The sequence below is a fragment of the Sinorhizobium sp. FG01 genome (assembly GCF_002531875.1).
Lineage (GTDB): Bacteria > Pseudomonadota > Alphaproteobacteria > Rhizobiales > Rhizobiaceae > Sinorhizobium > Sinorhizobium fredii_C.
The window spans coordinates 1-22105 of sequence record NZ_NWTB01000007.1; the positions used below are offsets into that span (position 1 = coordinate 1).

At 63.9% G+C, this 22105-nt stretch carries 22 protein-coding genes and 1 pseudogene; 13 read left to right on the forward strand and 10 right to left on the reverse strand.

Annotated elements, in window-relative coordinates:
• The 7 genes and pseudogenes from CO656_RS12450 to hslV all read right to left on the reverse strand — a co-directional run.
• Positions 1-279 (reverse strand): annotated as a pseudogene (locus CO656_RS12450) (malate synthase G); the annotation flags it as partial.
• A gap of 222 nt (positions 280-501) precedes the next feature.
• Positions 502-2511, reverse strand: coding sequence for a hydantoinase/oxoprolinase family protein (locus CO656_RS12455; RefSeq protein ID WP_097525991.1), 2010 nt, complete (start codon positions 2509-2511; stop codon positions 502-504).
• A gap of 369 nt (positions 2512-2880) precedes the next feature.
• Positions 2881-4281 (reverse strand): cytochrome P450, encoded by a 1401-nt coding sequence (locus tag CO656_RS12460; RefSeq protein ID WP_097526206.1) that lies wholly within the window; start codon positions 4279-4281, stop codon positions 2881-2883.
• A 103-nt stretch (positions 4282-4384) separates the two neighbouring features.
• Positions 4385-5335, reverse strand: coding sequence for a DUF1402 family protein (locus CO656_RS12465; RefSeq protein WP_097526207.1), 951 nt, complete (start codon positions 5333-5335; stop codon positions 4385-4387).
• Positions 5336-5526: 191 nt separating this feature from the next.
• Entirely contained in the window at positions 5527-6831 is a 1305-nt protein-coding gene (hslU, locus tag CO656_RS12470) for an ATP-dependent protease ATPase subunit HslU (RefSeq protein ID WP_097525992.1), read from the reverse strand.
• Positions 6828-7349 carry a GNAT family N-acetyltransferase gene (locus CO656_RS12475; protein ID WP_097525993.1) on the reverse strand — a complete coding sequence of 174 codons (522 nt, stop codon included), beginning with the start codon at positions 7347-7349 and terminating at the stop codon, positions 6828-6830. The genes hslU and CO656_RS12475 overlap by 4 nt, the downstream gene beginning before the upstream one ends.
• On the reverse strand, positions 7339-7896 hold the full coding sequence (gene hslV, locus CO656_RS12480) for an ATP-dependent protease subunit HslV (RefSeq protein ID WP_050988249.1): 558 nt from the start codon (positions 7894-7896) through the stop codon (positions 7339-7341). The genes CO656_RS12475 and hslV overlap by 11 nt, the downstream gene beginning before the upstream one ends.
• Before the next feature lie 283 nt (positions 7897-8179).
• Between hslV and hisB the strand changes: the two genes are divergently transcribed.
• Genes hisB through coaA form a run of 7 tightly spaced genes read left to right on the forward strand, consistent with a single transcriptional unit; the run spans position 8180 to position 12815 of the window.
• Positions 8180-8788 (forward strand): imidazoleglycerol-phosphate dehydratase HisB, encoded by a 609-nt coding sequence (gene hisB, locus CO656_RS12485; protein WP_065998037.1) that lies wholly within the window; start codon positions 8180-8182, stop codon positions 8786-8788.
• A 24-nt stretch (positions 8789-8812) separates the two neighbouring features.
• Positions 8813-9289, forward strand: coding sequence for a DUF2628 domain-containing protein (locus tag CO656_RS12490; protein ID WP_037418561.1), 477 nt, complete (start codon positions 8813-8815; stop codon positions 9287-9289).
• Entirely contained in the window at positions 9289-9939 is a 651-nt protein-coding gene (gene hisH, locus CO656_RS12495; protein WP_097525994.1) for an imidazole glycerol phosphate synthase subunit HisH, read from the forward strand. The genes CO656_RS12490 and hisH overlap by 1 nt, the downstream gene beginning before the upstream one ends.
• A gap of 29 nt (positions 9940-9968) precedes the next feature.
• The gene (gene hisA, locus CO656_RS12500; protein ID WP_097525995.1) at positions 9969-10706 is read left to right on the forward strand and encodes a 1-(5-phosphoribosyl)-5-[(5-phosphoribosylamino)methylideneamino]imidazole-4-carboxamide isomerase; all 738 of its coding nucleotides are present in this window, start codon (positions 9969-9971) and stop codon (positions 10704-10706) included.
• A 4-nt stretch (positions 10707-10710) separates the two neighbouring features.
• Complete coding sequence (gene hisF / locus CO656_RS12505) at positions 10711-11487, forward strand: imidazole glycerol phosphate synthase subunit HisF (RefSeq protein WP_037418553.1); 777 nt, start codon at positions 10711-10713, stop codon at positions 11485-11487.
• A gap of 12 nt (positions 11488-11499) precedes the next feature.
• On the forward strand, positions 11500-11823 hold the full coding sequence (locus CO656_RS12510) for a phosphoribosyl-ATP diphosphatase (RefSeq protein ID WP_037418551.1): 324 nt from the start codon (positions 11500-11502) through the stop codon (positions 11821-11823).
• On the forward strand, positions 11820-12815 hold the full coding sequence (gene coaA / locus CO656_RS12515; RefSeq protein WP_037418549.1) for a type I pantothenate kinase: 996 nt from the start codon (positions 11820-11822) through the stop codon (positions 12813-12815). Before CO656_RS12510 ends, coaA begins: the two co-directional genes overlap by 4 nt.
• A gap of 190 nt (positions 12816-13005) precedes the next feature.
• Here coaA and CO656_RS12520 read toward each other — a convergent pair whose 3' ends face one another.
• From CO656_RS12520 to CO656_RS12530, 3 genes are all read right to left on the reverse strand, one after another.
• A complete protein-coding gene (locus tag CO656_RS12520) occupies positions 13006-13617 on the reverse strand; it encodes an alpha-ketoglutarate-dependent dioxygenase AlkB (RefSeq protein WP_097525996.1) in 612 nt (203 codons plus the stop codon).
• Between the two features lie 124 nt (positions 13618-13741).
• Positions 13742-14176: an alternative ribosome rescue aminoacyl-tRNA hydrolase ArfB gene (gene arfB, locus CO656_RS12525; protein WP_037418543.1), complete on the reverse strand. Its 435-nt coding sequence runs from the start codon at positions 14174-14176 to the stop codon at positions 13742-13744.
• A gap of 113 nt (positions 14177-14289) precedes the next feature.
• Positions 14290-15900, reverse strand: a complete 1611-nt coding sequence (locus CO656_RS12530) for a phosphoenolpyruvate carboxykinase (RefSeq protein WP_037418540.1) — start codon at positions 15898-15900, stop codon at positions 14290-14292.
• A gap of 333 nt (positions 15901-16233) precedes the next feature.
• Between CO656_RS12530 and chvI the strand changes: the two genes are divergently transcribed.
• The 6 genes from chvI to ahcY all read left to right on the forward strand — a co-directional run bounded on the left by chvI (position 16234) and on the right by ahcY (position 21942).
• Positions 16234-16959, forward strand: coding sequence for a two-component system response regulator ChvI (gene chvI, locus CO656_RS12535; RefSeq protein ID WP_097525997.1), 726 nt, complete (start codon positions 16234-16236; stop codon positions 16957-16959).
• Between the two features lie 348 nt (positions 16960-17307).
• Positions 17308-19041, forward strand: a complete 1734-nt coding sequence (locus CO656_RS12540; protein WP_234819770.1) for a sensor histidine kinase — start codon at positions 17308-17310, stop codon at positions 19039-19041.
• Positions 19038-19496, forward strand: coding sequence for a serine kinase (locus tag CO656_RS12545; protein ID WP_097525998.1), 459 nt, complete (start codon positions 19038-19040; stop codon positions 19494-19496). Before CO656_RS12540 ends, CO656_RS12545 begins: the two co-directional genes overlap by 4 nt.
• A gap of 155 nt (positions 19497-19651) precedes the next feature.
• On the forward strand, positions 19652-20053 hold the full coding sequence (locus tag CO656_RS12550) for a PTS sugar transporter subunit IIA (protein ID WP_037418529.1): 402 nt from the start codon (positions 19652-19654) through the stop codon (positions 20051-20053).
• Positions 20053-20343: an HPr family phosphocarrier protein gene (locus CO656_RS12555; protein ID WP_037418526.1), complete on the forward strand. Its 291-nt coding sequence runs from the start codon at positions 20053-20055 to the stop codon at positions 20341-20343. The genes CO656_RS12550 and CO656_RS12555 overlap by 1 nt, the downstream gene beginning before the upstream one ends.
• A 198-nt stretch (positions 20344-20541) precedes the next feature.
• Entirely contained in the window at positions 20542-21942 is a 1401-nt protein-coding gene (ahcY, locus tag CO656_RS12560; RefSeq protein ID WP_037418523.1) for an adenosylhomocysteinase, read from the forward strand.
• Positions 21943-22105: the final 163 nt, after the last annotated feature.

A 22105-nucleotide genomic window follows, 5' to 3' on the forward strand; every position in this document is an offset into this window, starting at 1 on the left:
TCCCTCCGGCAGGAGATAGCCGATCTCTTTGAGGAAGTTCTGGTAGGCCTCCATATCGACCGGCGCGCCATGCTCGCGATACCAGGCATCGAGCTTCGCCTGGAGTTCGTCACGCCGCGCGAGAAGGGCGCGGTTCTTCGGCGCGAGATCATGCACGAGAGCCGACAGGGCGGCGAAGAAACGGTCAGGATCGACACCGGTCCCCGGCATCGCCTCATCGACCAGAAAGCGGTGGAGGCCCGCATCGATCTTCAGATCATGTTTCTCAATGCGGTCCATGCGGCAGCTCCTGAATCACTCTATGCCCGAGTTCAAATAGATAGGAGCGGGATGCATGCGGAAAAGCAAATTCAGCTTTTCCCATCCGCTCACGCGCGCGGACAGTCTCTCATCAATGGGCTCCCTGTCAATTCGGCAAGGATGCGAAGAATTATTTCCAAATCGGAAAAAATAGTTGAATTGAGGCGGGGGATGCGGGCGGAAAACCGCACACACTTTTCCTCATCCCGCTCTATGTGCGATGCGCGGCCTGCCGCTTGCCGAAGCGATGAAGCGCGCCTCGACCAGCTTGCGCCCGCCCTCTACCTCCGGTGCATCGATCTCTTCCCAACTCGTCGCGGCAGGTTCCTCCGCGCCGTTGGCGCGTGCCGTCTGCAGCGCCATCACCTCGGCGCGGCGGCGGGCGGCACCGAAGGCCGCCTCCTGGTCGAGGAAGCGCTCGCTCGCGCCGGCGCCGTTGACGATGAAGATACCCTCCTCGGGTGTCGTGACGAAGACGGTAACAGTGGCGCGCACCTGGCCGACGACGGCGCCGACGGCATTGGCGACATCCGCCTCCGCCGGGATTGCCGCTTCCGTCGCCAGCATCGCGGCGATCGCCGGATAATAGACCGGCGCCGAGGCTCCAAGGCCGACGAGCGGCCGGTCGAGGCCGAGCAAGAAGCGGACGATACCGGGCTTGCGCTTCAATGCCCGGTCGACGGCAAGCGAAGCGGCCGGATCGATGGCGCCGGCGCCGTCCTCATGCAGGCAGGCCTGGAGAATCACTTCCGAGGACTGCCGCGTCAGCCGGTCGACGATCATTTGCGCCAGTATCTCGGCGGAGCCGGCAATCGGCTGGCCCGAGCCGTCCTTGGTGCGGGCGGCGATCTTCAAGCCGAGCAGCGCGGCCTCGCTGTTCCACTGCGACTGGCGACCGAGCACGTGCATCGCGTCGGACGGCGTGAGCGCGCAGATATGCACCAGCCCGCGGGCGACAAGCCGGTCGAGCGTCGCCTTCTGCGGCGTGCTGAGGATCAATTCGGCAAGCGCCACCGGCACCGTGCCGATCCGGTCGTAGAGCGCCTGCTCCTGCGGCTGCAGGCCGCTTGCGAGATGGTCGGGCAGGCCGGTTCGGACCGCAAGGCGGCCGTCGTGGCGACCGGCATGAGTGGCACGCAAATGCTTGTCGAGCACGGAAATGACCGCATCGCCATGCAGCGCCGCCGCAAGGCTCAAGGGCAGGAAGCGGCGGGGCCCAAGATCGATCTTCGCCTTGAGGCCGCGATCGTTGATCTTCACCTCCGAATCGCCGCCGAGGCCGTAGGTGCGCATCGCGACCGCCTCGACCATGGTGCGGAAGCCGCCGACGACGGCGCCATCCGCATCGAGCCGCGGGCGGCCGGCATCGAGGACGGCGACATCCGTCGTCGTGCCGCCGATATCGGAGACGACGGCATTTTCCAGCCCCGTGAGATAACGTGCGCCGACCAGGCTGGCGGCCGGCCCGGAGAGGATCGTCTCGATCGGCCGCAGCCGCGCCTCGGCGGCCGAGATCAGCGCGCCGTCGCCGCGCACCACCATCATCGGCACGTCGATGCCGCGCGCCTTCAGGAAATCTTCGCAAGAGCCGACCAGGCGGTCGATCATCGAAACCAGCCGGGCATTGAGAAGCGTCGTCAGCGCCCGGCGCGGACCGCCGAGCTTGGAAGAGAGTTCATGGCTGCAGGTGACCGGCAGGTGCGAGACTTCGCGGATGCGCTCGCGCACGCGTTTCTCGTGGTCCGGGTTGCGCACGGCGAAATAACCGGCGATCGCGAAGGACGATACTTCCGTGGCAAGCCTTGGCAGCGCCTCGTCGAGCGTGCTCATGTCGAGCGGCGTCTCGCCGCCGTGGACGTTGTGGCCACCCGGAAGAAATATCACCGGATCCGAGCCCAGCGCCTCCTGCAGGCCGTCACGCTTCAGGTCCTCGGACCCGAAGCCGATCATCACCAGCCCGGCGCGGCCGCCCTGGCCCTCGACGAGAGCGTTGGTGGCGAGCGTCGTCGACAGCGAGACGAGGCTGATGACGGAGACCGGAACCTTGGCCTTCTCCAGGACGGCTTCCACCGCCCCGGAAATGCCTTCGGCAAGATCGTGCCGCGTCGTCAGGGCCTTGGCCTTGGCGACGACACCGGCCGCTTCGCTGAAAAGGACCGCGTCGGTATAGGTGCCGCCGGTGTCGATGCCGAGAAGAAGATGCGAGGTCAAGGTCTGCTCAGTCCGGTGTTGGAAATCGGGCGAGGCCCGGATGGGAAGGGATCGCTTGGTGATAGGGCATAATTCGGCGAAAGACCATCGTGTGGCGGCGACCTTTGCGCGTCGGATCAGTGCAGAATACAGTTAGCAGCGAAGGCGGGTGACGCTACCCCCCTCTGCCCTGCCGGGCATCTCCCCCAGAAGGAGGGAGATTAGCCAGATGCAAACGCGCTGCCCGACAGCGAGCTCGCGAGCGCCGAACTCGCTGAATTGGTCGCGCTCAGCAGGATTGGTGGCACGAGACATTGCCGCTTGCCGATCTAGTGGGGGAGATGCCCCGCAGGGCAGAGGGGGTGCGTCTCCCGGCATGACGCAGAGATTTTACCTCTCCCGCACCGATACCTTCATCGGAAGACCCCCTTTGGGCTGGGTCGTCAGCCTCTGCACCGGCCAGGGATGGGTCGACTCGGTCAGGTCGAAGCGGAAGCGGTGCATCAGGACCGCAAGGGCGATCACTGCCTCCTGCAAGGCGAAGGTCGCGCCGATGCAGATGCGCGGGCCGGCGCCGAAAGGGAGATACTGGAAGCGGTTGATCTTGTCGCGGTTTTCGGGGAGGAAACGCTCGGGCATGAAGGCGCGCGGCTTCTGCCAGTAGAGCACATGGCGATGCAGCGTCCACGGCATGATCAGCACCGATATGCCCTTGCGGATCGGCACGCGCTCGCCTTGCGGCGAGGTCCACTCGTCCGCCTCGATCGCGGCCCGGTTGATCGAGGGGGCCGGTGGATAGAGGCGCAGCGCCTCCTCGAAGGCGGCGAGCACATGCGGCATCCGTTCGAGCCATTCGACCGGCTCGGCGCCGGTCGCCAGCACCGCGTCGATCTCCCTTTCCATCGTCTCGCGATAGGCCGGCATATTGGCAATGCAATAGAGGCACCAGGCGAGCGCCCGGGCCGTCGTCTCGTGGCCGGCGCCGATGAAGGTCAGGATGTTGTCCTCGATCTCGGACGTCGAAAGCCCCTCGGGACCCTCGAGCTGCAGCAGCAGCGTCAGGAAATCGTTCGGAACCGCGCCGGGCTCCGCCGCCATCAGCCGCCGGCGCTCTGCCATCGTCGCGGCGACGACGCCGCGAAAGCGATCGAGCACTTTCCGGCCGCCAATCCGGGTGAGACGCGGCACCCATGGAGGTGCCACGAGAAGATCCATCGGATCGACACGGCCCATCCGCTGCAGCAGTTCCTCGACATTGGCGGCGAACCCCTCCTTCTCGACGGCGATCTCGCCGGAGAAGAGCGTCTCTGCGAGGATCTCGAAGGTGAGTTCCGTCATGTCGACGGCGACATTGGTGGCGAAGGACTCGGAAGCGGCGCGCTCGTAGCGCCCGACGAAATGCTCCGAGACACGCAGCATCTGGCCGGCAAAGCCCTTCGCATGGCGGGGCGTGAAGACCGGCGCCATCGCCTTGCGCGACCGTTTCCACACCTCGCCTTCCGCCGTCAGTAATCCATCGCGAAGGATGGGGCGGAGGATCAGCCGCCGGACATTCGACATTTCGTAGTTGGAAGCATTCTCGACGAGAATGTAGCGGATGAGACCCGGATCGTTGACGATCAATGTGCGCTGGTTGATGAACTTCGTTTCGATCCAGGGGAGCGCATAGGAGGGCTCGCCCCAGAGCTCGAGCGGGTTGCGCAGCACCGTGCGGATGATCTCCAGCCGCGAGGGAATGTGAGTGCGCGGGACGGGCGCGGGCGGCTCGAACGGCTCCGGTCGCGTGTCCATGATCATGCCTTTCCTGATGGCCTAACGTTTCAGGTTTTTACGGCGCAATCAAGAAGATGATTCACCTGAAGCAGGCGGGAATTGGCGGAATTTTCGCCCGCGATCAGAGCAGGGCCTCGAGCTCGGCGAGCTTGTCATTGACCAGCCAGCCATAATAGTTCTCTTCCGGCCAGTGAACCTCGCCGCCGGCATTCTTCGCCGCGAGCGCGGCGGCGCGCTCGTCCGGGCTGCCGACATTGTAGAGCGTCGCCGTCAGGCCGGGATTGTGGGAGATGTCCATGCCGGCGATCGATCGGTAAGCGTCGATGGAATGGCGGATCGAAGCGGCCATATAGGCGAGCGAGACGTCCGGATCCATGATCGCCTCATAGACGGCACCGGCATTGTTCTCATCGAGACGATCATAACGGGAGACGCGCGACACCATGTCGGTCAGCATCAGGGCCGTCAGCGGGTTGATCTGGCCGAGGCCGAAGGTCTGGCCGGCGAAAAAGGGCTGGAAGAAGACGGCGCTGAAGCGGTTGTTCGGGAAGGTCTGCCCGCCGACGGTGCGACCGCGGAACTCCTTCTCCCACACCCGCTCGCGGCAGCTCCATAGTGCATAGGAAGATTTCTCGCGGGCGCAGTCGGCGAACTGCGCACGCTTTACGAATTCATCGACGGATTCGCCGTCATAGCCGAAGTGGAAGCTGTTGCCGGCATAGGCGGCCGCCTTGACGTAATAGGCCTGCAGTCGGTCATAGGCATCGACATTGTAGGTGTGCTCGCCGACGATGGCGCCGATCATGTGGATCGGTGCGATGCCATAGGCGGCGGCGGTCGACTTGATCTTCGCCACGAGATTGCGGTCATTGGCGAGCAGTTCGCGTACCTTTTCGTACTTCGCGTCGAAGGAGGTCCGGCCTGCCTTGGTGCGGCGAAGCGAAGCGCCGGGAACCCGCGGCTGCTCTACATGCCGGTTGCCTTCCGGGACCATGCGGATTTCGGCCGCAGCCGGTTGCGCCGCGGAGAGGCAAAGCGTGGCGATAAGAAGCAGGCAGGCGGTCAGACGCACGATCAATTTTCCTGTGAAATTCGGGTCCCGATTCGTCCGGGCGCGGCCCACTAGGGCAGAATCATGTCGGAATCATGCCCCGTTTCGACCGATCACTGATCGCTCTAGATAAAATGAGGGCGCCTGTCGAGTGACAGGCGCCCCACAAGGCGGTGATCGGCACGATTTGGCGCGCGACTGCAGCGCCGGCGTCACAGAATGTAGCGTGACAGGTCCGTGTTGGCGGCCAGATCTCCAACATGCTTGCGGACATAGTCGGCATCGATCATCAGCGTGTCGCCGCCGCGATCGGGCGCGTTGAAGGAGATCTCGTCGAGGACGCGCTCCATCACCGTCTGCAGGCGCCGGGCGCCGATGTTCTCGACATTGGCGTTGAGCTGCACGGCGACCTCGGCGAGTGCGTCGATTGCATCCTCGGTGAAGTCGAGCGCCACGCCCTCGGTCTCCAGCAGCGCCTTGTATTGGCGGATGAGGCTCGCCTCGGTCTCCGTCAGAATGCGGCGGAAGTCCTCCTTGGTGAGCGCCCGCAGTTCGACCCGGATCGGCAGGCGGCCCTGCAGCTCGGGCAGCAGGTCCGACGGCTTCGACACGTGGAAGGCGCCGGAGGCGATGAAGAGGATGTGATCGGTCTTCACCGGCCCGTATTTCGTCGCGACCGTCGTACCCTCGACCAGCGGCAACAGGTCCCGCTGGACGCCCTCGCGCGAGACGCCGGCGCCCATGCCGCCGTCGCGGGCGGCGATCTTGTCGATCTCGTCAAGGAAGACAATGCCGTCGTTCTCCGCCGCCGCCATCGCCTCGCGCTGGATCTGCTCGTTGTCGAGCAGCTTGTCGGATTCGTCGTTGACGAGAAAGTCATAGGAATCCTTGACCGTCGTCTTGATTTTCTTCGTCCTGCCACCGAGCGCCTTGCCGAACATTTCGGAGAGGTTCAAGACGCCGATATTGGCGCCGGGCATGCCGGGGATCTCGAAGCCGCCCGGCGCGCCAGTTTCGGCCACGTCGAACTCGATCTCCTTGTCGTCGAGCTCGTTGGCCCTCAGCTTCTTGCGGAAGGAATCGCGGGTCGCCGGCGACGCCGTCGTGCCGACCAGCGCGTCGAGCACGCGCTCCTCGGCGTTCTGATGCGCCTTCGCCTTGACTTCGGTGCGCTTCTTCTCGCGCACCAGCGTGATGCCCACCTCGACGAGATCGCGGACGATCTGTTCCACGTCGCGCCCGACATAGCCGACCTCGGTAAACTTGGTGGCCTCCACCTTGACGAACGGCGCGCCGGCAAGCTTGGCGAGACGGCGGGAAATTTCCGTCTTGCCGACGCCGGTCGGGCCGATCATCAGGATGTTCTTCGGCATGACCTCGTCGCGCAGCTCGTCGCTGAGCTGCTGGCGGCGCCAGCGGTTGCGCAAGGCAATGGCGACGGCGCGCTTCGCGTCCTTCTGGCCGATGATGTAGCGGTCGAGCTCGGAAACGATCTCTCTCGGGGAAAAATTGGTCATGAAGTCCTCTCAAACTCGGTCCGCGTCAGTTCCATCAGCAGGGTGCGACCGGACTCGTCTATCCATTCGGCGAAGGGCACGAAACCGGCCTTCGCATAGGCTCTGACCGCTCGGCGGTTGCCGGCATCCGGATCGATGACGATGCGGGCGGCGCCCTTTTCGAACAGTTTTCCGGCAAAGGCCTTAAGCGCGAGGGCCGCGACGCCCTTGCCGGTCATTTCAGGGGGGCCGATGAAGATATCGACACCGGGCGTGTCGGACGACAGGTCCCTCGCCCAAGGTTCCTCGTCATATTGCGAGGGGGTCCAGGACTGAATGTAACCGGCCGGTTCGCCGCTCAGGCGGAAGATGAAGCCGTCGACCTCTCCGGTGGCGCAACCCTCGCGGATCAGTCCCAGTTCCACGTCCGGGTCGCCCCACCATTGTCGGACATGCGGCTCCGAAAGCCAGGCAAGGAGCATCGGCAGGTGGCGCTCGGCCACCGGCTCGAAGCTGACCTCTGCCCCGTCAGTCGGCATCCAGCGTCTCCATGACCACATTGTGGTTGGTATAGACGCAGATGTCTCCGGCGATCTGCAGGGCACGCCGGGCGATCTCCTCGGCCGACTTGTCGCTGTCCATCAGGGCGCGCGCCGCCGCGTAGGCGAAGTTTCCGCCGGAACCGATGGCGATCGTTCCGTGCTCGGGCTCGAGCACGTCGCCATTGCCGGTGATCGCCAGCGTCACCGACTTGTCGGCGACCAGCATCATCGCCTCGAGATTGCGCAGATATTTGTTGGTCCGCCAGTCCTTGGCGAGTTCGACGGCGGCCCGCATCAGCTGGTCGGGATACTGTTCGAGCTTCGCCTCGAGACGCTCCAGAAGCGTAAACGCGTCCGCCGTCGCGCCGGCAAAACCGGCGATCACGTCGCCCTTGGAGAGGCGCCGGACCTTGCGCGCATTGCCCTTCATGACTGTCTGGCCGAGGCTCACCTGACCGTCGCCCGCCATCACCACCTTGCCGTCCTTGCGCACCGTGATGATGGTGGTGGCATGCATCGTTCCGTAGGGATTGTGTTCGCTCATCAAATACCTGTCGGCCCCGGAGGCGAGGCGTTGCGGCTCAAGAAGAACCTGGTTGCTTGAGGCCTATGTAAGTCGGCTCTGCGCGATTGCAAATGGGCAGGAGAAATCACCGACAGCGGCCCCTTTCCATCCGGATCGCGCCCGCCGGCTGACGCCGATCGAATCTCCGTCGCAGTTCTGGATATTTCGCGCCCCGCCTGATATGGAGCGGCTCGGGAACGGACCGGTCGGCGGAAGGCTCTGCCGCCCGCTCCGATCTATCGAGTGCAGACAGGAGAGCCTGATGGCAGACGTGACGCTGAGCCGCACCGGCCAGGTTTCGCGAAAGACGAATGAAACGGCCGTGTCCGTCTCCGTCAATATCGACGGCACGGGCGTGTCGAAGATTGCGACCGGCGTCGGCTTCTTCGATCACATGCTCGACCAGCTCGCGCGCCATTCGCTGATCGACATGGAGATCAAGACGGAGGGCGACCTCCATGTCGACGATCACCATACCGTCGAGGATACCGGCATCGCCATCGGCCAGGCGATCGCCAAGGCGCTCGGCGATCGCCGCGGCATCACCCGCTATGCCTCGCTCGATCTCGCCATGGATGAGACGATGACGCGCGCCGCCGTCGATGTCTCCGGCCGGCCGTTTCTCGTCTGGAACGTGACCTTCACCTCGCCGAAGATCGGCACCTTCGACACCGAGCTGGTGCGCGAATTCTTCCAGGCGCTCGCCCAGCACGCCGGCATCACGCTTCATGTGCAGAACATCTACGGCGCCAACAACCATCATATCGCCGAGACCTGCTTCAAATCCGTCGCCCGCGTGCTGCGCACGGCAACCGAAATCGACCCGCGCCAGGCTGGACGCGTTCCCTCGACGAAGGGCACGCTCGCCTGAGCCGGCTAAGACTGGCTGAAGACCATGGCCTCCTACCTGATCATGACCCCGCCCGGTGCCGCGGCCGACGACGAGAGGGCGCGGTTCATCGCCGACGGCTTTTCCTGGGCGGCGTTTTTCTTCCCGGCCCTCTGGCTGATCGCCAAGCGGGCCTGGCTCCTCGGAATCTCCGTTGCCGTTCTGCAAATTGTGTTCATCCTTCTGTCTGAGGTCCCCGGATGCTTCACCGCCGCGCTGATCATGCAGCTCGCGCTCAGCCTCCTGGTATCGCTGGAGGGGCCGCTTTTTGTCGCCCGAAAACTCGCGGCGGAAGATTGGACGCTTCGTTCGATCGTTCCGGCCCGCAACATCGAGACCGCCGAGGAGATCTACTTCTCGAACGCGACGGCGACGACGCACCACCAAAGCGCAACTCCGTTGCAGTCGAACGACTGGTCGAGCTCCGGACGGCCGGAAAGTGCCGCCGGACTGGGCTTCTTTGAATCCTATGGAGAGCGCTGATGCGGGTCGCCATCATTGACTACGGCTCGGGCAACCTGCGCTCGGCCACCAAAGCCTTCGAGCGGGCGGCGCGCGAAGCCGGCATCGACGCCGACATCGACCTGACCGACAGGCCGGAACGGGTGGCCTCGGCCGATCGGATCGTGCTGCCGGGCGTCGGCGCCTATGCCGATTGCCGCCGTGGCCTCGACGCCGTCGAGGGGATGGAAGAGGCGCTCAAGCAAGCGGTCGAAGCGGCCGGACGGCCCTTCCTCGGCATCTGCGTCGGCATGCAGCTCATGTCTTCGCGCGGCCTCGAAAAGACGATCACTGAAGGGTTCGGCTGGATTCCCGGCGATGTCGTGGAGATGACGCCCGCGGACGCGTCGCTGAAGATCCCGCAAATCGGCTGGAACACGCTGAGACTCCATCGGCCGCACGCGCTCTTCGAGGGCATTCCGACCGGGGAGACCGGGCTGCACGCCTATTTCGTGCATTCCTATCACCTCGCTGCGGAAAACCCCGAGCACATCATCGCCGAGACGGAGTATGGCGGGCCGGTGACGGCCTTCGTCGCAAGCGGCAACCGGGCCGGTGCGCAGTTCCACCCGGAAAAGAGCCAGACCCTCGGCCTCGCCCTCATCTCGAATTTCCTGCGTTGGAAGCCCTGAGGCTCCCGCCACCTGATCGGACGAACCAAATGATTCTCTTCCCCGCGATCGACCTCAAGGACGGCCAATGCGTGCGCCTGAAGCTCGGCGACATGGATCAGGCAACCGTCTACAATCCTGATCCCGCCGCCCAGGCCCGCGCCTTCGAGGAACAGGGCTTCGAATGGCTGCATGTCGTCGACCTGAACGGCGCCTTTGCCGGCGAGACGGTGAACGGGGCAGCGGTCGACGCCATCCTCAAGGCGACCAAGAACCCGGTGCAGCTCGGCGGCGGAATCCGCACCCTCGATCATATCGAGAACTGGCTTTCGCGCGGGTTGAAGCGCGTCATTCTCGGCACTGTCGCGGTGCGCGATCCGGCGCTGGTGATCGAGGCCTGCCGCAAGTTCCCCGGCCGGGTGGCGGTCGGTATCGACGCCAAGGGCGGCAAGGTGGCGGTCGAAGGCTGGGCGGAGGCCTCCGAACTCGGCGTGATCGAGCTTGCGAAGAAGTTCGAAGGCGCCGGCGTTTCGACGATCATCTATACCGACATCGACCGCGACGGCATCCTGACCGGCATCAACTGGGATTCGACCCTGGAACTCGCCAACGCAGTTTCCATTCCGGTCATCGCCTCCGGCGGCCTCGCCTCGATGGACGACATCCGCCGGTTGACGCAGCCAGATGCCGCAAAGCTCGAAGGAGCGATCTCCGGCCGGGCGCTCTATGACGGGCGGATCGATCCGAAGGAAGCGCTAGACTTGATCCGCGCCGCGCGAAAGGGATGAGACCATGACCCTCAAAGCCCGCGTAATCCCATGCCTCGACGTCAAGGACGGCCGCGTCGTCAAGGGCGTCAATTTCGTCGACCTCATCGATGCCGGCGATCCGGTGGAAGCGGCAAAGGCCTATGACGCCGCCGGCGCCGACGAGCTCTGCTTCCTCGACATCACCGCCTCTTCCGACAATCGCGAGACGATCTTCGACGTCGTCGCCCGCACCGCCGAGCAATGCTTCATGCCGCTGACCGTCGGCGGCGGCGTGCGCCAGGTGGCGGATATCCGCAAGCTGCTGCTTGCCGGCGCCGACAAGGTGTCGATCAACACGGCGGCCGTGAAGAACCCGGATTTCGTCGCCGAGGCCGCCGACAAGTTCGGCAACCAGTGCATCGTCGTCGCCATCGACGCGAAGAAGGTCTCGGCTGCGGGCGAAATGGACCGCTGGGAGATCTTTACCCATGGCGGGCGGCAGCCGACCGGCATCGACGCGATAGAGTTCGCTCGGAAGGTCGTCGACCTCGGTGCCGGCGAAATCCTGCTGACCTCCATGGATCGCGACGGCACCAAGAGCGGCTACGACATCGCGCTGACGCGCGCCATCGCCGATGCGGTGCGGGCACCGGTCATCGCGTCCGGCGGCGTCGGAACGCTCGACCACATGGTCGACGGCATTCGCGACGGCCATGCGACGGCGGTGCTTGCCGCCTCCATCTTCCACTTCGGCACCTACAGCATCGGCGAGGCGAAGCGCTACATGGCCGAGCGCGGCATCGCCATGCGACTCGATTGAAGGAATTTCGTGATGAGCGAATTCACCCTTTCAGACCTCGAAAAGATCGTCGCATCGCGCGCCAAGGCGGCGCCGGAGGAGTCCTGGACGGCCAAGCTGGTGGCGGCCGGGCGGCCGAAGGCGGCGAAGAAACTCGGCGAAGAGGCGGTCGAGGCGGTGATCGCGGCGGTCACCGGCGACCGCAAGAATCTGATCGATGAGAGCGCCGATCTCCTCTATCATCTTATGGTCGTATTGAATATCGCCTCCGTCCCGTTGCAGGATGTGATGAGCGAACTGGCCAGGCGGACGAGCCAGTCCGGCCTGCAGGAGAAGGCAAACCGGCAGAATCCATGAGCATCGCCGCGAAAGACTTTGAATCGGCCGACATCCCCGGCAATCTCACGGGGGGTGAATTTTCCCCCTACCACGTCTTCTCCGCCGAGGAATGGTCGCGCTTTCGCGCCGATACGCCGCTGACGCTGACGGCCGAGGAGGTCAAGCGGCTGCGCTCGCTCAACGACCCGGTCGACCTCGGCGAGGTGCGTCGAATCTATCTGTCGCTGTCGCGGCTGCTCTCCGCCCATGTGGAAGCGTCGCAGATCCTCTTCCAGCAGCGCAAGCGGTTCCTCAGCATGTCGGACGAGACGAAGACCCCTTTCGTCATCGGCATTGCCGGCTCCGTCGCCGTCGGCAAGTCGACAACCGCCCGTATCCTCGCCGAACTCCTAGCGCGCTGGCCCTCGAGCCCGAAGGTCGATCTGATCACCACCGACGGCTTCCTCTATCCGAACGCGATCCTGCAGCGGGAAAACATGATGGATCGCAAGGGCTTCCCGGAGAGCTACGACATCGGCGCGCTGCTGCGCTTTCTCTCGGCGATCAAGGCCGGCCGGCCGAACGTCAAGGCGCCGACCTATTCGCACCTGACCTATGACGTCATTCCCGACCAATTCCAGGTCATCGACCGGCCTGACATCCTGATCTTCGAGGGGATCAACGTGCTGCAGTCACGCGACCTGCCGGCCGACGGCAAGATCGTCCCGATGGTTTCGGACTTCTTCGATTTTTCGATCTATATCGACGCCGAGGAAAGCCTGATCCACAACTGGTATGTGAGCCGCTTCATGCGGCTGCGCGAAACGGCCTTCCAGAATCCGCAATCCTTCTTCCATCGCTATTCAACGATCAGCGAGGACGCGGCGCGGGCGATCGCCGAGGGCCTCTGGCACAATATCAACCTGAAGAACCTGCATCAGAACATCCAGCCGACCAGGCCGCGTGCCGACCTGATCCTGCAGAAAGGCCCCAATCACCTGACGCAGACGGTGGCGCTGAGGAAGCTCTAAACCGTCACGACAGGTCGAAATAAGCTCCCCTCCCCTCCCCAACCCCTCCCCACAAGGGGGACGGGCTTTGCGCCCGCTGCCCCCGACCGCCATTTTCCCGGGGCTCGACCCCGCCGCAATGTTGCAGGGCGCGGCAGGTTAAGCCCTCCCCCTTGTGGGGAGGGGTTGGGGAGGGGTCTTGTCAAGAGCTCTATGGATTGACCCGCCGCAGCGTCAGATTGAGGCGGCCGCCGTTCTTCAATAGCGTCGAGGTGTTCGGATAGATGCGGTCGACGCCGTGAAAGGCCAGCCGTCCCTCGCCGCCGAGGACGACGATGTCGCCGCTTTCGAGCTTGAACGAGCTGGTCTGGCCGCCGCGCGTCCGGCCGCCGACGCGGAAAAGACAGCTATCGCCGAGCGAAATCGAGACGACGGCCGTTTCCAGGTCGCGCTCGTCCCGGTCCTGATGCAAACCCATCCGGGCCTCGGCGGAATAGAAGTTGACGAGACATGCCTCGGGCTGTTTGTCGCTCGCCGAAACCGCCCGCCAGATGTGGATCAGGGCATCGGGAATCGGCGGCCAGCGCTCGCCGGTGACCGGATGATGCGGCTGATAACGGTAGCCGCCGTCGCGATCGGTGACCCAGCCTAGCGAGCCGCAATTGGTCATCCGCACCGACATAGGCTTACCGGTTTTCGGCATTTCCGGAATATAGAGCGGCGCCGCGGCGACGACGTCGCGGATGGCCTCCACAAGCTCCTCCTGGCGCGACCGGTCGAGATAGCCGGGAATATGCCTGACGCCTTTCGGCAGCACCTGCATTGCGATACCCCTGTCGGTCAATATCGTGGCTCGTTCGCCCGCGGAGGGCCACGCGAAGCGCTCGATAGGATGTAGCGCCCGCTGTTCCTGAGGACTACCCGAAAGCTGCGATGTCTGGGCGGCCTCAATCGCCGGCCGGGCGGCCGCGCAGCTTCTTGATCTCGCCGCGGCCGGATTTCTCCTTTAGCCGCCGCTCGATCGAACCGCGCGTGGGCTTGGTCTTCTTGCGCGGCGGGGGCGGCGGTTCGGCGGCCTTCAGGATCAATTCCTTCAGGCGGTCGCGGGCGTCCTCGCGGTTGCGCTCCTGGCTGCGAAAGCGGCTGGCCTCGATCATCAGCACGCCGTCCTTCGAAACCCGGCGGCCGGCAAGCTTCAGGGCATTGGCCTTGACGCGATCGGACATCGATGGCGAGGCCTGGATGTCGAAGAAGAGCTGGACGGCGGTCGACACCTTGTTGACGTTCTGGCCGCCGGGGCCGCCGGCCAGCACGAATTGCTCCGTCAGCTCCCAGCCGGCAATAACGATGTTTTCGCTGATGTAAAGCGGTTCGCTGGCCATGTCTGCTCCTTACCGGTCTATCGCACAGAGTCGTGCGTTTGAGAACGGCTCGGAGACAAAACGTGAAACCCGGCCACAAGGACCGGGTTTCACGTGAATCATGGCCAAGAGTCTTATTCAGCGGCGAGCCTGGTGCCGGGAGCCGCATCGCGCACGCTGCCGTCGACATGGCTCTCGAACTTGGCGAAGTTGGCGATGAACATGTCGACCAGCCGGCGGGCCTGGGCATCATAGGCCGAACCGTCAGCCCAGGTGGAACGCGGGTCGAGAATGCGGTCGTCGACACCAGGCACCGCGACCGGCACCGCGAAGCCGAAATTCGCGTCCGTGCGGAAGGAGGCGCTGTTCAGCGACCCGTCGAGCGCGGCCGAAAGAAGGGCGCGCGTCACCTTGATCGGCATGCGGCTGCCTGTGCCATAGGCGCCGCCAGTCCAGCCGGTGTTGACGAGCCAGCAGGTGACGCCGTTCCTGGCGATCAGGTCTTTGAGCAGGTTGCCGTATTCGGACGGATGGCGCGGCATGAAGGGAGCGCCGAAGCAGGTCGAGAAGGTCGCCTCCGGTTCGGTCACGCCCTTTTCCGTGCCGGCCACCTTGGCGGTGTAGCCGGACAGGAAGTGGTACATGGCCTGTTCCGGCGTCAGCTTGGCGATCGGCGGCAGGACGCCGAAGGCATCCGCCGTCAGCATGATGATCGTGCGCGGCTGCGGCGCCGTGCCGGTCTCGCTGGCATTCGGAATGAAGTCGAGCGGATAGGCGATGCGGGTGTTTTCCGTCAACGAGCCATTGTCGAAGTCGGGTGCGCGCCGCTCGTCGAGAACGACGTTTTCCATCACCGTGCCGAAGCGCCGCGTCGTCGCGAAAATCTCCGGCTCGGCCGCTTCCGACAGGCGGATCGCCTTGGCGTAGCAACCGCCCTCGAAATTGAAGACGCCCGTTTCGCCCCAGCCATGCTCGTCATCGCCGATCAGCGTGCGGTTCGGATCGGCCGAAAGCGTCGTCTTGCCGGTGCCGGAGAGGCCGAAGAAGATCGCCGTGTCGCCGGCCGGGCCGACATTCGCCGAGCAGTGCATCGGCATGACGTCCTTCTTCGGCAGCAGATAGTTGAGCACGGTGAAGACCGATTTCTTCATCTCGCCGGCATAGGACGTGCCGCCGATCAGCACGAGGCCCTTGGTCAGGTCGCAGGCAATGATCGTCTCGCTGCGGCAGCCATGGCGCGCCGGATCGGCCTTGAAGCTCGGCAGATCGATGATCGTCAGCTTCGGCAGGAACGTCGCCAGCGCCTGGCGCGGCGGACGGATCAAGAGATTGCGGATGAACAACGAATGCCAGGCATATTCGGTGACGACACGCGTCGGCAGAGCATTCTCTGCATCGGCACCGCCGACGAGGTCTTGCACATAGAGCGACATGCCCTTGGCATGCGCCAGCATGTCCTGGCGCAGAAGCTCGAATTTCTCCGGCGAGATGGCGCTGTTGTTGTCCCACCAGATCTGATCGGTTGTCGCCGCATCGCGCACGACATACTTGTCCTTGGGCGAGCGGCCGGTGTGCTGACCGGTGCGGGCGCAGAGCGCCCCATGGGACGTCAATTGCGCCTCGCTGCGGCGAAGGGCTTCCTCATAAAGCTCCGCTGCCTCGAAGTTGTAGCGAACGACCGAGAGGTCGGAAAAACCGATCGTTTCCAATCCGTTCGAGGGGTTGCGGGTGCCGAGTTGCTCCATGGTCAAGCTTCCTTCGTCTCTGGCCAATGGCGTTGAATTTCCTTGGAACATACCGGCTCGGTTTGCTCAAGACAAGATAGCTAAGCCTAAAAGAATAATGATATCAGTATATTAATCGATTTAAAGAATATTATGCGTTTTTTAATCGGTTGAACCGCGACTTGCTGATGTCAATTCGAGACGTTCCCCGAAGGCCGTGCCGGTCCGCGCTTTTTGCGCTTCGCCACAATTTGTTCCACCTTTATACTCAAGTAACGCAGCCGTGACTCGCGCGGCCGCCGCTTCGAAGAGCGGATGCCGGCGCCGGACCCATAAAGACGGAGTTGAAACACGATGCAGACCATCGCGCTTGTCGATGACGACCGCAACATCCTGACATCGGTATCCATCGCGCTGGAAGCCGAGGGCTACAAGGTCGAAACCTATACCGATGGCGCTTCCGCGCTCGAGGGCCTTTTGGCGCGCCCGCCGCATCTGGCGATCTTCGATATCAAGATGCCGCGCATGGACGGCATGGAACTCCTGCGGCGGCTCCGGCAGAAGTCCGACCTGCCGGTGATCTTCCTAACGTCGAAGGACGAGGAGATCGACGAGCTCTTCGGCTTGAAGATGGGCGCCGACGATTTCATCACGAAACCCTTCTCGCAGCGGCTGCTGGTCGAGCGCGTCAAGGCGATCCTGCGCCGCGCACCGGCCCGCGACGCTGCAGCAGCCGGGGCCGTTGGCCTCGCCAAGACCGCCGATGCGCCGTCGCGCTCGCTGGAGCGCGGGCAGCTTGTGATGGACCAGGAGCGGCACACCTGCACCTGGAAGAGCGAACCTGTCACGCTCACCGTCACCGAATTTCTCATCCTGCATTCGCTGGCGCAGCGCCCCGGCGTGGTGAAGAGCCGCGACGCGCTGATGGATGCCGCCTATGACGAGCAGGTCTATGTGGACGACCGGACGATCGACAGCCACATCAAGCGGCTTCGCAAGAAGTTCAAGATGGTCGACGGCGACTTCGATATGATCGAGACGCTCTACGGCGTCGGCTATCGCTTCCGAGAGACCGTCTGAGGGCGGGGCTTGCCTTCGCGTCGAATGTGGATCATTGAGAACCGGCGCGGCGGCCGAACGCGGTCCTGGATCGCGCCAAGCCGCCTCGAGCGGTTCTGAATCGCAAGTTGCGACCATTTCCGCCAGGGCCGTCGGCTTTGCCGCCAGATGTTTGACCTCAAGCCGTAACTTCGGCGCTCCGATCGCGGCAACGGCGGGCGGACGGCCGGGGATGCGGTGAGGGGCGGCAGGTCGGCCCTGGCCGGCCCCGCAAAACGAAACGGACGGCGAAATTCGTCGCGGGAGCAAGAAGACTTGGTAGAAGTCTTGCAGGGCGAGATCGAAGATTCGGACGGGCGGTCGTCGGCGCTGCGCGGGAAGCGTCGATGGGCGCATCCGTTCACGCTGATCCGGCGGCTGTTCGGCAATGCGGTCTTCTCCAGCCTGACGCGGCGCATCGTCTTCTTCAACCTCGTCGCACTCGTCGTCCTGGTCGGCGGCATCATGTATCTGAACCAGTTCCGCGAGGGCTTGATCGACGCCCGCGTCGAAAGCCTGCTGACCCAGGGCGAAATCATCGCCGGCGCCATCTCCGCCTCGGCCTCGGTCGACACGAACTCGATCACCATCGATCCGCAGAAACTGCTCGAACTGCAGGCCGGCGAGAGCATCACCCCGCTGCCGAGCGACGAGGATCTGGAATTCCCGATCATCCAGGAGCGGGTCGCGCCGGTTCTCAGGCGCTTGATCTCGCCGACGCGGACGCGCGCCCGCCTGTTCGATGCCGACGCCGATCTTCTGCTCGATTCGCGCCACCTCTATAGCGGCGGCCAGGTGCTCCGTTTCGACCTGCCGCCGGTCGATCCTGAGACGTCGAGCTTTTCGGAGAAGTTCAGCACCTGGTTCAACCGCCTGCTGCAGCCGGGCGACCTGCCGCTCTACAGGGAGCCGCCCGGCGGCAACGGCTCCATCTATCCGGAGGTGATGAACGCGCTGACCGGCGTACGTGGCGCCGTCGTGCGCGTTACCGAAAAGGGCGAGCTGATCGTGTCCGTGGCAGTACCGGTGCAGCGCTTCCGCGCGGTGCTCGGCGTGCTGCTGCTCTCCACCCAGGCGGGCGACATCGACAAGATCGTCCATGCGGAACGCCTGGCGATCATCCGCGTCTTCGGCGTCGCAGCGCTCGTCAACGTCATTCTGTCGCTGCTCCTGTCGTCGACCATCGCCAATCCCTTGCGCAGACTGTCGGCCGCGGCCATACGCGTGCGTCGCGGCGGCGCCAAGGAGCGCGAGGAAATCCCGGACTTCTCCTCCCGTCAGGACGAGATCGGCAATCTCTCGGTGGCGCTGCGGGAAATGACGACGGCACTCTACGATCGTATCGCGGCGATCGAGAACTTCGCGGCCGATGTCAGCCACGAGCTCAAGAATCCGCTCACCTCGCTCCGGAGCGCCGTCGAGACCCTGCCACTGGCGCGCAACGAGGACTCGAAAAAGCGGCTGCTCGATATCATCCAGCACGACGTCCGGCGCCTCGACCGGCTGATCAGCGACATTTCCGACGCTTCGCGGCTCGATGCCGAACTGGCGCGCAGCGACGCGAAGAAGATCGACCTGGAAACGCTGCTGGGCGACCTGGTCGACATTTCCCGGCAGATCCGCGGCAAGAAGAAGCCCGTGCTCTTCGACCTGGTCGTCGACCGCAAGGACAATCCGAAGGCAAATTTCATCGTCAGCGGCTATGAGCTGCGCATTGGACAGATCATCACCAATCTCATCGAGAACGCCCGCTCCTTCGTGCCGGAGCCGAACGGCCGGATCGTCTTGCGGCTCACCCGTTCGCGATCGCGCTGCCTCGTCTATGTCGAGGACAACGGCCCCGGCATCCAGGCGGAAGACATCGATCGGATTTTCGAGCGCTTCTATACCGACCGGCCGGAGGGTGAGGATTTCGGCCAGAATTCCGGCCTTGGCCTGTCCATTTCGCGCCAGATCGCCGAGGCGCATGGCGGCACACTCAAGGCGGAAAACATCGTCGACAGAAGTGGAGCGGTAACCGGCGCCCGCTTCATCCTTTCCCTTCCCGCCGAGCCGCACGCGTGAACGGCCCGGCCTGCAACATTCACGGCACCGCGATCGTGCTCGGCACGACCGGCTTTCTCATCACCGGCCCTTCCGGATCAGGAAAGTCCGCCCTGGCGCTCGCCTGCATCTCCGAGGTCAGGCGCCGCGGCCGCTTCGCGGCCCTCGTCGCCGACGACAGGGTGGACCTGACGCTCGCAAACGGGCGGATCGTGGCGCGCTGCCCGCCAGCGATCCGCGGCCTGATCGAGGTCCGCGGCAGCGGCATAGCGGAGGTCGAAACCCTCTCCGCCTGCGTGCTCGACTGGGCGATCCTGCCGGTGCGCGCGCCTTTCGATCCGCGCCTGCCGCCCGAACAGGAGGAACTGCAGCTGGAGATTGGAAGGAACCTGCCGATGCTGCGCGCTCCGATTGAAGCCCTGCTCTCGCCGATGGATACCCTTGCGGCGCTCTTGCCTGAAAAATTAGTCCTTTAGCCTTATCGGGAGGCAGGGCGACTGCTTTTTCGGCATTTTTGGCTTGCACTTCGGCTTTTCCTTGCCAAGATGGCCGCCCCAACAGGTGGACGAAATTGCTGCATTGCGATATCTGACCATCGACGAGTTGCACTGCAGTTGGAGCAAAGATACCCATGATCGGACTTGTGCTTGTCACTCATGGCAAGCTGGCGGATGAGTTTCGGCTTGCTTTGGAGCATGTCGTCGGTCCGCAAAGAGCTATCGAGACGGTGTGCATCGGCCCCGAGGACGACATGGACCAGCGGCGTCAGGATATCCTCGACGCCGTCGAAAGTGCCGACGAAGGCAACGGCGTCATCATCCTGACCGACATGTTCGGCGGCACGCCCTCCAATCTCGCCATTTCCGTGATGCGCAGCGGCATCGTCGAAGTGATCGCCGGCGTCAACCTGCCGATGCTGATCAAGCTCGCGGGCGTCCGCGGCGAAAGCGACATGGACAAGGCCCTCGTCGAGGCGTCCGAGGCGGGCCGCAAATACATCAACGTCGCCAGCCGGGTCCTGAGCGGAAAATAATGGACCACCTCTCCGAAACGGCGCTGACGCGCGAACTGCTGATCGTCAACAAGCGCGGCCTGCATGCACGGGCCTCGGCGAAATTCGTGCAGACGGTCGAGGCTTACGACGCCGAGATCACGGTCTCGAAGGACGGCATGACCGTCGGCGGAACTTCGATCATGGGGCTGATGATGCTGGCCGCCAGCACCGGATGCACGGTCTTCGTCACCGCAAGCGGCAACCAAGCCGAGGAGGCGCTCAACGCCCTCGACGCGCTGGTGCGCGACAAGTTCGGCGAGGAAATGTGAGCCGCTGCCGCGGCGCGGACACGCACCTACCCGATTATATAAAGATATAAAGACCTCTTTATATGGCGGTTGCCCTATCCGGCGATTCCTGATAGACCGGGCGCACTCTCCCGATGCATTGCGTGCAAGGGAGGCATCGTCTGCCGCCGGACTCCGTGGGGACCGACGCGGCCCAAGAGATCCAGCCTGGAGAACTCCATGACCGCCACTCAGGACTATATTGTCGCCGACATCGGGCTTGCCGGCTTCGGCCGCAAGGAAATTGACATCGCCGAAACGGAAATGCCGGGCCTGATGGCCTGCCGCGAGGAGTTCGGCGCATCGAAGCCGCTGAAGGGCGCGCGCATCACCGGCTCGCTGCACATGACAATCCAGACGGCCGTGCTGATCGAGACACTGGTTGCGCTTGGCGCGGAAGTCCGCTGGGCCTCCTGCAACATCTTCTCGACGCAGGACCACGCGGCAGCGGCGATCGCCGCAAGCGGCGTTCCGGTCTTTGCCGTCAAGGGCGAGACACTCGAGGAATATTGGGCCTATACGGACAAGATCTTCCAGTGGGCCGATGGCGGCTTCTCCAACATGATCCTCGACGATGGCGGCGACGCCACCATGTACATCCTGCTCGGCGCCCGTGCCGAAGCCGGCGAGAACGTGCTTTCGAACCCCGGTTCGGAAGAGGAGGAAATCCTTTTCGCCCAGATCAAGAAGCGGCTTGCCGGCTCGCCGGGCTGGTTCACCAAGCAACGCGACGCCATCAAGGGCGTGACGGAAGAGACGACCACCGGTGTCAACCGCCTCTACCAGCTCCAGGCCAAGGGCCTGCTGCCCTTCCCGGCGATCAACGTCAACGACAGCGTCACCAAGTCGAAGTTCGACAACAAATACGGCTGCAAGGAATCGCTCGTCGACGGCATCCGCCGCGGCACCGACGTGATGATGGCCGGCAAGGTCGCCGTGGTGTGCGGCTATGGCGACGTCGGCAAGGGCTCGGCCGCCTCGCTGCAGGGCGCCGGCGCCCGCGTCAAGGTCACCGAAATCGACCCGATCTGCGCATTGCAGGCCGCCATGGACGGCTATGAAGTGGTGCAGCTCGAGGACGTCGTCTCGACCGCCGACATCTTCATCACCACCACCGGAAACAAGGACGTCATCCGCATCGAGCATATGCGCGAGATGAAGGACATGGCGATCGTCGGCAATATCGGCCACTTCGACAACGAGATCCAGGTTTCCGCCCTCAGGAACCTCAAGTGGACGAACGTCAAGCCGCAGGTCGACCTGATCGAGTTCCCGAAGGGCAACCGGCTGATCCTGCTTTCGGAAGGCCGCCTCCTGAACCTCGGCAATGCCACCGGCCATCCGTCCTTCGTGATGTCGGCCTCCTTCTCCAACCAGGTGCTGGCGCAGATCGAGCTCTTCACCAAGGGCGGCAACTACAAGAACGAGGTCTATATCCTGCCGAAGCAGCTCGACGAGAAGGTCGCGCGCCTGCATCTCGCCAAGCTCGGCGCAAGGCTGACGGAGCTCTCGGAAGAGCAGGCCGACTATATCGGCGTGAAGCCGCAGGGCCCGTTCAAGGCCGAACACTACCGGTACTAATCCTTACCCGGGCAATCCACAACATCTTGTGGCCGCGATCTTGACAAGAGATCGCGGCCGCTTTTTTGGGCGCTGCACTTTCCGGCGAATCTTCAAAGAAGTATTGTTTAACTCATTGATTCGTGACGCTGGAGGGGCTGACGGCGTTGCGGGCGGGGATGTC

What these genes read in the sequence shown, in the direction of transcription:
- CO656_RS12520 (WP_097525996.1), bottom strand. Translation starts at nt 13,617, where the DNA reads ATGCAGGTGCTGCCGAAAGGCGTCAGGCATATTCCCGGCTATCTCGAC.
- CO656_RS12475 (WP_097525993.1), bottom strand. Translation starts at nt 7,349, where the DNA reads ATGCCGACTGACGGGGCAGAGGTCAGCTTCGAGCCGGTGGCCGAGCGC.
- arfB (WP_037418543.1), bottom strand. Translation starts at nt 14,176, where the DNA reads ATGGCCAGCGAACCGCTTTACATCAGCGAAAACATCGTTATTGCCGGC.
- CO656_RS12460 (WP_097526206.1), bottom strand. Translation starts at nt 4,281, where the DNA reads ATGGACACGCGACCGGAGCCGTTCGAGCCGCCCGCGCCCGTCCCGCGC.
- CO656_RS12550 (WP_037418529.1), top strand. Translation starts at nt 19,652, where the DNA reads ATGATCGGACTTGTGCTTGTCACTCATGGCAAGCTGGCGGATGAGTTT.
- hslU (WP_097525992.1), bottom strand. Translation starts at nt 6,831, where the DNA reads ATGACCAATTTTTCCCCGAGAGAGATCGTTTCCGAGCTCGACCGCTAC.
- CO656_RS12510 (WP_037418551.1), top strand. Translation starts at nt 11,500, where the DNA reads ATGAGCGAATTCACCCTTTCAGACCTCGAAAAGATCGTCGCATCGCGC.
- CO656_RS12490 (WP_037418561.1), top strand. Translation starts at nt 8,813, where the DNA reads ATGGCCTCCTACCTGATCATGACCCCGCCCGGTGCCGCGGCCGACGAC.
- CO656_RS12555 (WP_037418526.1), top strand. Translation starts at nt 20,053, where the DNA reads ATGGACCACCTCTCCGAAACGGCGCTGACGCGCGAACTGCTGATCGTC.
- hisB (WP_065998037.1), top strand. Translation starts at nt 8,180, where the DNA reads ATGGCAGACGTGACGCTGAGCCGCACCGGCCAGGTTTCGCGAAAGACG.
- hslV (WP_050988249.1), bottom strand. Translation starts at nt 7,896, where the DNA reads ATGAGCGAACACAATCCCTACGGAACGATGCATGCCACCACCATCATC.
- hisH (WP_097525994.1), top strand. Translation starts at nt 9,289, where the DNA reads ATGCGGGTCGCCATCATTGACTACGGCTCGGGCAACCTGCGCTCGGCC.
- hisF (WP_037418553.1), top strand. Translation starts at nt 10,711, where the DNA reads ATGACCCTCAAAGCCCGCGTAATCCCATGCCTCGACGTCAAGGACGGC.
- chvI (WP_097525997.1), top strand. Translation starts at nt 16,234, where the DNA reads ATGCAGACCATCGCGCTTGTCGATGACGACCGCAACATCCTGACATCG.
- coaA (WP_037418549.1), top strand. Translation starts at nt 11,820, where the DNA reads ATGAGCATCGCCGCGAAAGACTTTGAATCGGCCGACATCCCCGGCAAT.
- CO656_RS12530 (WP_037418540.1), bottom strand. Translation starts at nt 15,900, where the DNA reads ATGGAGCAACTCGGCACCCGCAACCCCTCGAACGGATTGGAAACGATC.
- ahcY (WP_037418523.1), top strand. Translation starts at nt 20,542, where the DNA reads ATGACCGCCACTCAGGACTATATTGTCGCCGACATCGGGCTTGCCGGC.
- hisA (WP_097525995.1), top strand. Translation starts at nt 9,969, where the DNA reads ATGATTCTCTTCCCCGCGATCGACCTCAAGGACGGCCAATGCGTGCGC.